The organism is Serratia sp. N21D137, assembly GCF_047530005.1.
Classification (GTDB): domain Bacteria; phylum Pseudomonadota; class Gammaproteobacteria; order Enterobacterales; family Enterobacteriaceae; genus Chania; species Chania fonticola_B.
In genome coordinates this window covers 1-10,614 of record NZ_JBLJAJ010000055.1, presented here as the reverse complement: position 1 = coordinate 10,614, position 10,614 = coordinate 1, and the positions used below count along the sequence as shown (strand labels likewise).

Below are 10,614 nucleotides of genomic sequence, written 5' to 3'. Positions count from 1 at the left end.
GAAATACAAGGAGAAAGCTACAGGAAAAAGACCTCAAACGCAGTGGCAAAAAAGCCATCTAAATGATGGTGTGGGAGCGGCCATTGTAGTTGACGCCGGATCGGCAAAAGTAATTGACGTCTAATATCTTTTGTCTTTCCGTAACCTGCGTATTTACCATGTCATAAATCATTGACGCTGTTTCAACCTCACGGGCAATGCTTTGACGGCGTGTGCATAGGAAATTGGCGACTTTGAAAATAAACCTCTCTCTGCTTAAGGCCGCTTCTGATGTTGTGCTAATAGAAATCAGCGGCAGGTAATGGCCGCCAGTTTCATGGTCGTGAATGCTCTCAAGCTCACCTGTTAAAGTCGGTTCTGGCCCTGTCCACCACGCCACTGGCTCGGCTGTCTTTGCTGCTAGAGCTATGCGGGCCAGTCTGCGCGTTACGTCGTTTTCAATTTCACTCGAGGCTAAGTATTCCAGTTCACCGACGGTAAAACTGTCTAGTTCTTTCATGGCTTCACCTTGCGTTTCTTCTGGGCCTTCTTGACCAGGCGGCGGTAGTTGCGGGATGACCAGTTGCGCATTCCCTCGTCAATATTTACTACTAAGTCCTTGCTATATTTTTCGTTCATGGTTTCGGTGCCTCTTCGAATACGAAATGCACACCTGCTAACGGCAGGTACTTCAAATACTCATCAGTGCCGTATTTGCTGACGATATATTGACCATGCTCTCCATTGTGAACATCAAACACAGAGCCAATTGGCATTGATGTTGCGGTTGATTTGATTATTTTAATTCTCATGGCTTCTCTGGCTCCTGTCTGAATAGCTCGATAAGAGCTGTCATGTTCTGTTCTGAGTGATAGCGGCCTTTGCAGTTGACGAACTTGCGGGCTGCTTCGATAACTTGTTCTTCCCACTCTCGGCGCGTTGGCAAGCCATCGGCACGAAGTTTGAAATACTCGTCACTCATACCCCTTCCCCTTTGATTCTGATGCCGATAGCCCGGATGGCGGAGTTATACCCAATGGAATACCCTTCAGATATCGACTCATCAATACCAAAGCCAGATCCGCCTATCTGATAGATAACGCTTGACGGTGTATCGGAAGGTTCTATGCTGATTGGAAGGTCAATGCTCTCCCTGCTGGCAGTCCAGATGCGGAATCCCCAGCCTTCAGCGCAACTTAGCCGCAGTTCGGCTTGCTCAGGTTCGTTCCACCATTTTTTAAATGCTTCCCGGCTCTCTGTTTGCTTATCCATGGTCACTCCTTAATCGTGAAGGTCATTGCATCAAGCTTGGCGATCTGCTTTTTCAAGCTTGCGATTTTCTTCTTGCGCATGTCCTCGGCTTTAGCCAGAGCTTCAGCTTCCGTTAGCCTGAAATCTGTATGCCAAGCCCATAGCAAGCCACGATGTACTGGGTCCCTGTACTGGACCGAGCCTGACTCACTGATTTCACCCTCTCGCTTGAGAACGCCGGCGGTCAGCGCGTATTTCGTGATGTAAACCGTTGTTTCTTGCTTATCCATGGTTATCTCCTTGCTGCTTAGTGAGCCGCTGGCTCATCGTCAATCGTCGTTAGCTGGTCCATAAGTGCATTCAGAACGCCGATAGCTGCTGATTTGTGGCACCCATCATCAACAAGCTGGCTGACGTGCTCGCGAGCAGTTATCAGGTAGGAGATCATCTCTTCCAGATTGAAGGACACCATCACGTCGTCGCTGATTTCTTCAATTTCCATCATGCTGCCCTCGACCGGTAGCTACTCCACGTAAACGCCAATGTGCAACCGCCGCCATCGTTCATGCGGTCGATAACACGCTCTCCGATGAATGCACCTAACTCTTCCCTGGTCTGGTTGCTGATCAGGATTGTCGGCCGCATTTTCTCGTAACGAGTGTTGATGATTTCAAACAGGATGAGCTTTTCAGACTCAGAGCCAAACTGGACACCAACCTCATCGATGATGAGCAGGTCAGGGTCGGTATAGGCCTTGATGACTTCCGACTCGGTCATATCGGCGTTCTTGTTCCACGTTGATTTGAACGCCCTAGCCACACGCAGAGCCGTGGTGAACAGCGCTGAATCCTGGTGTGTCTGGATGACGTGTTTTGCTATCGCCAGCGCGAGGTGGTTCTTCCCGGTTCCCGGCATACCGCACATGACCAGTCCGCCGCCCTGTTTCAGCCTGTCAGGCCACTTGGCCGCATAGGCTTGGCAGAGTCTTAGGCATCTGGCTGCGTCATCATTGACCGGCTCATAGTTCTGCAAGGTGCAGCTTTTGAAGCGCTCAGGCAGTTGCAGGTTTTCCATCAAGCTGGAGATCCGCCGTTGCTTCGCTCGCTCGTCAGTGTCTGACTGCTCCCGCTTCAGCTTGGCAATTTCTTCCGTCAGGCAGTGGGGGCAGGAAGATCCGCGTGCTGGCAGCTTAACTGGCCCGGTAGTTACTCTTGTTCGCTGGTCAAACTCGCCATGCTTGTCACACAGCGCTTTCGAGATAACCACTTCGGTGTGTTCGATATGTGCCGGTGGTTGTGATAGCGATGCGATGGTCTTTTCGAGTTCGGTGATTTTTTCTGTCAGGTTCATGGCTTACTCCGCCCATGCAGGGGCATCAGTCTGACCGTAGTTTTTCGAAGCAAAGTTTTCGTTAACGGCTCGCTTCACCGGCTGCTTGTAAGCGTTCTTGTTCTGGTAGTTCAGCTTGGCACTGGCAGTGTTAAACCAGCTCTTTGGCTTCTCGTGGGTGAATTCCAGATCCAGGCGCGTTAGCTCTGCAACGAGGTCGATGTTTGGGAAAAGCGCTTTCCAGCTATCGAAGTCTTTGTGGCTTAGGCGAACCACATTCCCCTCGAAGGCGTAGCGGCTTGCCATTTGGTGAACCGTTGCCTCTTTGGCCTCCCCTTCTGAACAAGCCGCATCAGCGGGTTGGGTGTTAGAGGGAATCAGGTTAAGGGAATCAGGAATCAGGTTAAGGGAATCAGCAGGATTTAAACTGTTCTCGACCTGTACTTGCACCGTACTTGCACCATGCATTTCTGGTACTTTATTAATTTCAATAGGTTGAGAGTTTTCTTCCGATAATTGCACTGGATTAGCATCAGGCTTTACCGGTGCTTCTTCCTTGCTACTTTCCTGCTTGCTCAGTTCTGGTATGTCACTAGCCGCTTCTTTGCAGTGTGGGTTCTGGTGCTTCTTCCAGTTGTTGATCTGGATGTAGCCATTGCCTTCAACCACGTAACGGGTGATGAAATTCTTTGCATGCAATTGCGCGAGTAGGTCGTCACAATCAACGGTGTCAAAAGGTAGTACAAGTGCTTTAATCTTCTTCGGGCGATCGTCCAATCGCCCTTCTTTATCTGCGATAGTCCACAATCCAGCGAACAGCAGGCGGGCATAAGGGCTGCACTCTGCCAGTTCGTCGTTTGTGAAAAACCCAGGCTTGATGTTTCGGGATCTGGCCATTTGATTGCGCCTTAAAATGGAGTTTTGTAGATTGACAGTTTGCGTGGCTCGTAGTCAGGGTGGGCGGCACAATACGCTTCGTACTGTTGGGTAATTTCCTGAACTATTCGAGTGACCTTTCCGTCATGAATTAGAAGGGATAATCCGTCCATTGCTTGCCGTTTTACCGTCCTCGCAGCCATCCTTATCAACCCCTCAGCTATTGCGTACTCATTGCCGAAGGTATCGATACCGATCTCTTCAAACAGTTTGGTGAGGTTCAGCGTGTTCCTGTGGTCGAAGGTTATGACGTCACACCTGTCGGCTATGCGCTCTACTGCTGCGTCCCTTTCGTGCAGTCCGCACCCCTCACAAGCCTCAACAATTTCATCCAAGTCACATTTGAAGAATTCACGGCTTGAATTGATGCGGCAGTCACCTAGGTATTCATGAATGCTCGCTTCATCGTTCCTTGGTGACTCGCTGAAATAAGCTAGTTCAACGACATATGGCAGCGGAACGCCTGTACCCTGAGAGACTTCGCGGGCCCTAATTTCCGGCGTTGATGTGGTCATGCCTATTTTATAAATTCCAGGCATCGCCTCATTACTTAGAACGTAGACCCACCCGCCCAGGCTGAAACCTTCAGGAATTTTCATCTCTCGGACAGGCTCTTCCTCAATTCTGATTACCTCATCAATGATTTTCTGACGCATTTCATTGACCTTTACTTCGTCAGCTTTGATGGTCATAATTACTCCTGTATGTTGATCCAGTTAAAACGACATAGTGATTTGATTAGAGCCTACGGTTGCCGCCGTGGGCTTTTTCTTTGGTGTCAGCAACTCCGCCACTTGCTTAGCCAGCCTCGCAAGGTCATCGTCAACGACGCCCCACTCCAGCACCGCCAGCAGCATTGCCATTCTTGGTACGAGTGAATCCTTCCACCTGGTTACCTGTGACGGAGCTACCCCAACCGCATCAGCGATAGAGCTAACCCCTTTCACAGCAATCTTGTTAAGCAATGCGCTCTCAATCTGACGAGCGGCTTTGCGTGTCTTTGCAACTTCCATAAGTGATAATTTCCCTGTTGGTTAAGTACGTGATCAGCCCTGTGGGGTGACCACTTAGTGATTTGTTTTTTGGATTTGTCGCGTTCTCGGCGACGGTGTAAGGCTTCATGCCTATTGTGAAAAGAGCGGTGATGGTGTTACGCGGCGGTTGCTCGAACAGCGGCAAATACCAAATCTTCTTTTGTTACTGGGGTGATGGATTCAAACTTTTTAGTTGCTGCCTCAATCTGCTTTGCCTTGCTTGGAGATGCCCGGCGAAATCCGTAAGCAATTTGATCTAGGTAACCAACTGAGGTCTCTGCAAGGTCTGCCAATTTTGACCACTCAACAGAACTGGCTTCCTTCCTCCATCGGAGTAAGTCATTACTCATAGTCACTTCCTCATGGTTATATTCAAGTTAAGTTTATCCAAATGATAAATTTTACGCAATCGATATTTATCAATTTGAGTATTTATCTAAATGCTAAATGGAGCGAGACTCTATGTATGGAAACTAAAGATATTCGGCGAGCAAACCTTGCAGCCCTGTTGAAAGATCACCTTGATAAAAACCCTGGGTCTACGCGCGCGGACTTCGCCGTCCTGTGCGGTCTTGTCCCTGCTCAGCTAAGCCAGCTGACGGGAGATAATGCTTTTCGTAATATTGGCAATAAGTTAGCGAGGAAAATAGAAGCTTCTCTTGGTCTTGCAGTTGGGTGGATGGACTCACTAAAAGCAGAGATGGCTGAAAGCGATCCTGCAAAAAATGATGAATTTGAATATGCAGGCAAGCCTAGGATGGGATCTGTGCCGGTTATTGGTGAGGCTATCCTAGGGGTTGATGGCATGATCGACATGGTAGAAGTTCGTGCTGGATGGCTGCAAATTTACAGCTCGGACGCAGAGGCTTACGGACTACGGGTGAAGGGTGACAGCATGCACCCTCGTATCCAGTCAGGCGAGTTTGTCGTTATTGAGCCAAACACGCATGTGCATTCAGGCGATGAAGTGTTTGTAAGAACAGTAGACGGCCACAACATGATCAAGGTGATGACCAAGACGCGCGACGGAAACTATCAGTTTTCCAGCATCAATAACGATCATAAGCCGGTCACGCTGGAGCCTGGGGAGATTGAAAAGATGCATTTTGTTTCAGCGATTGTGAAGGCAACTCGCTACGTTGACCTTGACGAGGTGCCGGTCAAGTCGATTAACGGACTTAACATTTCGAACTAGTCCAGTGGCCGGAAGAGACGTATAGCTGACGGGAGGAAGAATGGCATTTAACGATTTGGAGTTTCACGCAGTCAAAAAAGAAGTTGAGGCGTTCGTTGAAAGCCGACGACCTCCGGTGCATATCAGATCAGAGCTGGATATAGCCTACAAAATTGATGACCAGACCATCGAAATCTTAGAGGTGCGTCCTCAGTGGAACGGTGAGCCTGGTGAAATGATGGAGCACGCCACAGCTAAGATAACCTACGTCCGCTCTCAGAAGACATGGAATGTCTACTGGATGCGAGCAAGCCTCAAGTGGGAGCTGTATGAGAAAGCCAAGACGCTAGCCGATGCGCTGGAGATGGTTCGTACTGACCGGCATGGCTGCTTCTTCGGATAAGTGGAAGAGACGTTCGGGTAGGTGGGTGGGTGGCAGGCGGAAGCACTAGCGGGCATAGAGTGCCACCGCTAGCACAAAACAAAAATGCATACCACCTGTTGACCAGCAAGGTGCAAGGAGGTACAGTCTAGTCCGCGGTTTGTATATACAAAAAGAAATTAACAAAACATCATTGTATTCATATGCATACACAAAAACTGTAATTAAAAACAGTAATTTATTTTGACAGAAAACCTTGTATTAAGCTGCATTAAGCCATATGTTGTATATACACAAACGCGCTATGGAGAGTGTGTGACCTCACATGAAGCTACTCATATCTCAAAAAATTAGGCATAAACTTGCGAACAAATCACCGCCAGTAACCGAAGATGACATCGTACAGTGTTTTTCGAACCGAACGGGAAAGCTGCTAGAAGATGACAGGGAAGACCACAGGTCTGATCCGGTTACAAAATGGTTTATTTCAGAAACGGATTATGGCGTAAAGTTAAAGATAGTGTTTATTTTCTATCCAGACAGAGGTGTAGCGATCAGAAGCGCTTACACGCCAAACTCGGATGAAATACGCATTTACAACAAATTCGGATATCAATAAAAGGTTACATCATGAACAAACACGTTGAGAAACAAGCTAAAAGCGCGACCCTGATCACGTCGACAGACGAGGCTTGGGACAATCGTGAGCTTGGCTGTAGCGAAGCTCACGTAAAAGTTTCTGATGACATTGGTGACACAGAGCTAAATGACGCCCTTGAGCTACATCCAATTTCAATTAGATTAAACAAGTCACTTATTGAGGACCTGAAAATGATTGCCGACCTGAATGGCTTGGGATATCAACCATTGATCCGTCAGGTTCTGACCCGCTTTGCTGATTGCGAGAAGAAAAGAATTCTACAGGAATTCCACTCTCAGGAGATGAAGCAGCCAAAGAAAGGCCCAAAAAAGGCAGCATAACATTATGACTCCCTTCAAAGATGACCCGGCCCCCGAGCCGGGTTTTTTGTGCCTATCGCAGCGCGTCCAACGCAAACTCCACCGCCAAATCTACCTCGGTACCATCTGACAGCATCAATATCATTTCAATGATCGACTCGTTCGTGACTGTCCTATCCTCTGCGCAAATCTGAACCACCGCCTCACCGATCACCAGGCACATAGCCTCGTGCGCTTTTTCCATGTCCATAACAACCCCCTTGATTAAATTACGATCAAACCACTATAGCACGAAAAATAAATTATCAAATTAATCATAAAGATAATAAAAAACCACATTTATTTATCATTTTGCTATTGCCAGATATTTATCATTTAGATAAAGTTACCCCATCGACAGAACAACGTCACCCCAGCCCACCGGGACGCTCTTTGTAACAACGAGCTTGGATGCTCTACGGAAGGTGCCGAGAACGCACCGAACCTAACCGATTAGTGAGTGCCCTGTTGCGACAGGTCAGCCACCAATCATCTAGGAGTCATCATGACAACGATTACTTATGGCAAGTCAGTGAAGCCGGTAAGCAAAGAAAACGCAGCGACTCGCCGCCATCAGCGCCGTTCAGCAGAAGCGATTGATCGGAAGCTGGTTGAGTTGCGGATTTGCAAGGCGTTGGGTCAGCAGCCGGAAGTTGTACAGGCTGTAAGCCAGGAAGTGGTAGCAGCTCGCAAACCTTCAAGCCGTGCCGAGCTGGTAACCATCACCCACTTCAGTAAGCCGGTGAGCAATTCAGACAACTGTTGCTTACCTGAGGTAGCCAGATTTGCAGCAGGGCATCGTAAGACAACTAACGTGACAGCGAGGTAGTTCTGTTAAGATATGCATATGAAAATACTTCAAGCCTTCAAATTCCAGTTAAGGCCTAACGGCCAGCAAGAGCGTGATATGCGGCGCTTTGCTGGGGCTTGCCGTTTTGTTTTCAACAAATCATTAGCTTTACAGAACGAAATGCATGAGGCCGGAAATAAATACGTTCCCTACACAAGAATGACTGCGTGGTTAGTGGAATGGAAAGGCTCACCTGAAACACAGTGGCTAAAAGAATCACCATCTCAGCCGTTGCAGCAAGTGTTAAAAGACCTTGATAGAGCCTATAAGAACCTCTTTCAAAAAAGAGCATCATACCCACGCTATAAAAAACGCGGCCAAAACGATTCCTTTCGCTACCCACAAGGAGTGAAGCTCGATCAGGGAAATAATCGCATATCGTTGCCAAAACTAGGCTGGATCAGCTATCGGAATAGTCGCCAGGTAGTGGGCGAAGTAAAGAACGCTACAGTCAGCCAGTCATGTGGCAAATGGTACGTAAGCATCCAGACTGAGCGCGAAGTTTCAGAACCTCAACATGAATCGGCTTCAATGATCGGGGTGGATGTAGGAGTGGCAAAATTCGCCACACTTTCTGATGGCATGATATATGAGCCTGTAAACAGCTTTAAATCCAACCAAAAGAGACTCGCTAAACTCCAGCGCCAAATGAGCCGTAAGGTGAAGTTCAGCAAAAACTGGGGAAAAACGAAACGCAAAGTACAAAACCTGCATTCTCGTATTAATAATATTCGCCGTGACTACCTTCATAAACTAAGTACGACAATCAGCAAAAACCACGCGATGATCGTCATTGAAGATTTGAAGGTTGCCAACATGTCAAAGTCAGCAGCGGGCACAGTAAGCCAGCGCGGTAGAAATGTCCGGGCCAAATCAGGATTAAACCGCTCCATACTGGACCAGGGTTGGTACGAATTTCGCCGCCAACTAGAGTACAAGCAACTTTGGCGAGGCGGACAGGTGATAGTGATTAACCCCGCATACACTAGTCAGAAATGCGCCTGCTGCGGGTACACAGCAAAAGAAAACCGTCAATCGCAAAGCCAGTTCAAATGTCTGGAATGCGGATATACCGAGAACGCTGATATCAACGGCGCTCGCAATATATTAGCGGCGGGACACGCCGCGCTTGCCTGTGGAGGGATGATGCAGTTAGGTCACCCGTTGAAGCAGGAACCCGCCGAGGCGAACCAGACTTCCGTCTGTACGCTGTAGGAATCCAAGCCCGTAGGGTGAGGAGGATGTCAACGCTGCCTCTATACGTGATGCGTGGGGCTGACTGGTACAACGATGAATATGACGACCCTCGTGATTACATCGAGAGTCTGAAAGAAACCGGAGAGGCTGCGTAGAGCGGCCTTTTTTATTGGAGGGGTGCAGCATGTCTTATCGCGGGAAGGTATTTGCAGCCATGATAAGCGGCTGCACTGTGTTTTGGATTGGGGTTGTGTGGGGGATTTGGGGATGAGGATTAAGGTTGAAGTAACGCAGGAAGAGTTGGAAGAAGTCGGCTTTTCAGGGCTAGAGGAGTTGAAGCAGGCAATTATCGAAGATTTAGATGATGCGCGTGATTATCCGGGATATAGCGTTGCCGTTGAAATTATGACCGAAAGGAGCGCGTGATGAGCAAAGAAACAGGCGGGCCAGCGTTTCCAATCTGGCATGAAACGAGCGTTTGCGCGTCAGGGATGTCTATTCGTGACCACTTCGCAGGCCTGGCTATGCAGGGGATTCTAGTAAATGCAGGTTGTTATTCGGCTTGCGGTGTAGCCAAAGAAGCCTATGAAATGGCAGACGCAATGCTAGAAGCTCGCAAAAAGTAGCACAGTACAAAGCTCATTTTTATTTTCGAGTGGGCTTGATACTGGCTCCAGACCAGTGCAACACCCTCAATGTTATCAGTTAGCCGCTCAAATATGGGCGGCATTTTTTTATCTCAATTTAAGGAAAAGCCCATGATGTACGCCATCGCAGGGCAGTCCGGCATGGGCTGCTCCATTAACTATTTGCTGAAACTCCAGCACCACCGCTCAAACATCCTCACCAGCGCCAGCTTCACCCCACCACCGAAGAAAAGTTGGTTGCAAAAGCAGTTTGAGAAGCTGATTGAAATGCTAACGCAGGAGGGCCGCCCATGAATGCCTATATGAACTACGACCGGGCCGAAGATGCTCGGGAAAGCCGAAGTGAATACGAGCAATCCAAGAGCGAGTGGATTCGAGCCAGAGCTGATGAATTAACCGAAAAGTGGCCGGTTGAGCTAGCTGACTTTGCGACCCCGTTCCTGCGCAACACATTAGGCCTGTGCCGCGATGATTCTCAAGAGGCATACAAAGACATGGTTGACCGAATTTGCTTGTCTCATGCCACTGAGGAAGCCGCAGACAACGAGCTGATTAACGGAACATTCAGAGAGGTGGCGTGATGGAGCCCGGCATCTACTACGACATTTCAAACGAGGACTATCACAAGGATGAGGCGATAGGCTCAACGACTATCAAGGCAATCAGTGTAAGCCCGGCAAACCTCTACTTTAACCCGTTTAAAGGCAGCTATTAGACGTCAATTACTTTTGCCGATCCGGCGTCAACTACAATGGCCGCTCCCACACCATCATTTAGATGGCTTTTTTGCCACTGCGTTTGAGGTCTTTTTCCTGTAGCTTTCTCCTTGTATTTCG

The 10,614-nt window shown here is 48.5% G+C and carries 22 protein-coding genes; 9 read left to right on the top strand and 13 right to left on the bottom strand.

Features of this window, described 5'->3' with window-relative positions; translation table 11 throughout:
- Positions 1-58: 58 nt before the first annotated feature.
- The 12 genes from ACMV5H_RS24305 to ACMV5H_RS24250 form a co-directional block, all read right to left on the bottom strand.
- Positions 59-499, bottom strand: a complete 441-nt coding sequence (locus tag ACMV5H_RS24305; protein WP_414822660.1) for a hypothetical protein — start codon at positions 497-499, stop codon at positions 59-61.
- Positions 496-618, bottom strand: coding sequence for a hypothetical protein (locus ACMV5H_RS24300; RefSeq protein ID WP_414822659.1), 123 nt, complete (start codon positions 616-618; stop codon positions 496-498). Before ACMV5H_RS24300 ends, ACMV5H_RS24305 begins: the two co-directional genes overlap by 4 nt.
- A complete protein-coding gene (locus tag ACMV5H_RS24295) occupies positions 615-791 on the bottom strand; it encodes a hypothetical protein (protein WP_414822658.1) in 177 nt (58 codons plus the stop codon). Before ACMV5H_RS24295 ends, ACMV5H_RS24300 begins: the two co-directional genes overlap by 4 nt.
- Entirely contained in the window at positions 788-961 is a 174-nt protein-coding gene (locus tag ACMV5H_RS24290) for a hypothetical protein (RefSeq protein ID WP_414822657.1), read from the bottom strand. The genes ACMV5H_RS24295 and ACMV5H_RS24290 overlap by 4 nt, the downstream gene beginning before the upstream one ends.
- Complete coding sequence (locus ACMV5H_RS24285; RefSeq protein WP_414822656.1) at positions 958-1,251, bottom strand: hypothetical protein; 294 nt, start codon at positions 1,249-1,251, stop codon at positions 958-960. The genes ACMV5H_RS24290 and ACMV5H_RS24285 overlap by 4 nt, the downstream gene beginning before the upstream one ends.
- 2 nt (positions 1,252-1,253) lie before the next feature.
- Positions 1,254-1,520 carry a hypothetical protein gene (locus tag ACMV5H_RS24280; protein ID WP_414822655.1) on the bottom strand — a complete coding sequence of 89 codons (267 nt, stop codon included), beginning with the start codon at positions 1,518-1,520 and terminating at the stop codon, positions 1,254-1,256.
- Between the two features lie 17 nt (positions 1,521-1,537).
- A complete protein-coding gene (locus ACMV5H_RS24275; RefSeq protein ID WP_414822654.1) occupies positions 1,538-1,735 on the bottom strand; it encodes a hypothetical protein in 198 nt (65 codons plus the stop codon).
- On the bottom strand, positions 1,732-2,580 hold the full coding sequence (locus ACMV5H_RS24270; protein WP_414822653.1) for an ATP-binding protein: 849 nt from the start codon (positions 2,578-2,580) through the stop codon (positions 1,732-1,734). Before ACMV5H_RS24270 ends, ACMV5H_RS24275 begins: the two co-directional genes overlap by 4 nt.
- 3 nt (positions 2,581-2,583) lie before the next feature.
- On the bottom strand, positions 2,584-3,456 hold the full coding sequence (locus ACMV5H_RS24265; protein WP_414822652.1) for a hypothetical protein: 873 nt from the start codon (positions 3,454-3,456) through the stop codon (positions 2,584-2,586).
- 11 nt (positions 3,457-3,467) lie between these two features.
- Entirely contained in the window at positions 3,468-4,187 is a 720-nt protein-coding gene (locus ACMV5H_RS24260) for a GIY-YIG nuclease family protein (RefSeq protein ID WP_414822651.1), read from the bottom strand.
- A 24-nt stretch (positions 4,188-4,211) separates the two neighbouring features.
- A complete protein-coding gene (locus tag ACMV5H_RS24255) occupies positions 4,212-4,508 on the bottom strand; it encodes a CII family transcriptional regulator (protein WP_414822650.1) in 297 nt (98 codons plus the stop codon).
- A gap of 137 nt (positions 4,509-4,645) precedes the next feature.
- Positions 4,646-4,879, bottom strand: a complete 234-nt coding sequence (locus tag ACMV5H_RS24250; protein ID WP_414822649.1) for a transcriptional regulator — start codon at positions 4,877-4,879, stop codon at positions 4,646-4,648.
- A 116-nt stretch (positions 4,880-4,995) separates the two neighbouring features.
- Between ACMV5H_RS24250 and ACMV5H_RS24245 the strand changes: the two genes are divergently transcribed.
- The 3 genes from ACMV5H_RS24245 to ACMV5H_RS24235 all read left to right on the top strand — a co-directional run bounded on the left by ACMV5H_RS24245 (position 4,996) and on the right by ACMV5H_RS24235 (position 7,066).
- The gene (locus ACMV5H_RS24245) at positions 4,996-5,724 is read left to right on the top strand and encodes a helix-turn-helix transcriptional regulator (protein ID WP_414822648.1); all 729 of its coding nucleotides are present in this window, start codon (positions 4,996-4,998) and stop codon (positions 5,722-5,724) included.
- A gap of 40 nt (positions 5,725-5,764) precedes the next feature.
- Positions 5,765-6,106 (top strand): DUF3024 domain-containing protein, encoded by a 342-nt coding sequence (locus tag ACMV5H_RS24240; protein ID WP_414822647.1) that lies wholly within the window; start codon positions 5,765-5,767, stop codon positions 6,104-6,106.
- Positions 6,107-6,715: 609 nt separating this feature from the next.
- A complete protein-coding gene (locus ACMV5H_RS24235; protein ID WP_414822646.1) occupies positions 6,716-7,066 on the top strand; it encodes a hypothetical protein in 351 nt (116 codons plus the stop codon).
- A gap of 52 nt (positions 7,067-7,118) precedes the next feature.
- On the opposite strand, the gene ACMV5H_RS24230 is transcribed toward ACMV5H_RS24235, so the two are convergent.
- A complete protein-coding gene (locus ACMV5H_RS24230; RefSeq protein WP_414822645.1) occupies positions 7,119-7,295 on the bottom strand; it encodes a hypothetical protein in 177 nt (58 codons plus the stop codon).
- 294 nt (positions 7,296-7,589) lie between these two features.
- Here ACMV5H_RS24230 and ACMV5H_RS24225 point away from each other — a divergent pair, with 294 nt between their 5' ends.
- The 6 genes from ACMV5H_RS24225 to gamL all read left to right on the top strand — a co-directional run bounded on the left by ACMV5H_RS24225 (position 7,590) and on the right by gamL (position 10,359).
- On the top strand, positions 7,590-7,913 hold the full coding sequence (locus tag ACMV5H_RS24225; protein ID WP_414822644.1) for an antitermination protein: 324 nt from the start codon (positions 7,590-7,592) through the stop codon (positions 7,911-7,913).
- A gap of 18 nt (positions 7,914-7,931) precedes the next feature.
- Positions 7,932-9,149, top strand: coding sequence for an RNA-guided endonuclease InsQ/TnpB family protein (locus tag ACMV5H_RS24220; protein WP_414822643.1), 1,218 nt, complete (start codon positions 7,932-7,934; stop codon positions 9,147-9,149).
- 249 nt (positions 9,150-9,398) lie between these two features.
- Complete coding sequence (locus tag ACMV5H_RS24215; RefSeq protein WP_414822642.1) at positions 9,399-9,557, top strand: hypothetical protein; 159 nt, start codon at positions 9,399-9,401, stop codon at positions 9,555-9,557.
- Entirely contained in the window at positions 9,557-9,757 is a 201-nt protein-coding gene (locus ACMV5H_RS24210; RefSeq protein WP_414822641.1) for a hypothetical protein, read from the top strand. The genes ACMV5H_RS24215 and ACMV5H_RS24210 overlap by 1 nt, the downstream gene beginning before the upstream one ends.
- A gap of 132 nt (positions 9,758-9,889) precedes the next feature.
- Positions 9,890-10,072, top strand: coding sequence for a hypothetical protein (locus ACMV5H_RS24205; protein WP_414822640.1), 183 nt, complete (start codon positions 9,890-9,892; stop codon positions 10,070-10,072).
- On the top strand, positions 10,069-10,359 hold the full coding sequence (gene gamL, locus ACMV5H_RS24200; RefSeq protein ID WP_414822639.1) for a host nuclease inhibitor GamL: 291 nt from the start codon (positions 10,069-10,071) through the stop codon (positions 10,357-10,359). Before ACMV5H_RS24205 ends, gamL begins: the two co-directional genes overlap by 4 nt.
- Positions 10,360-10,614: the final 255 nt, after the last annotated feature.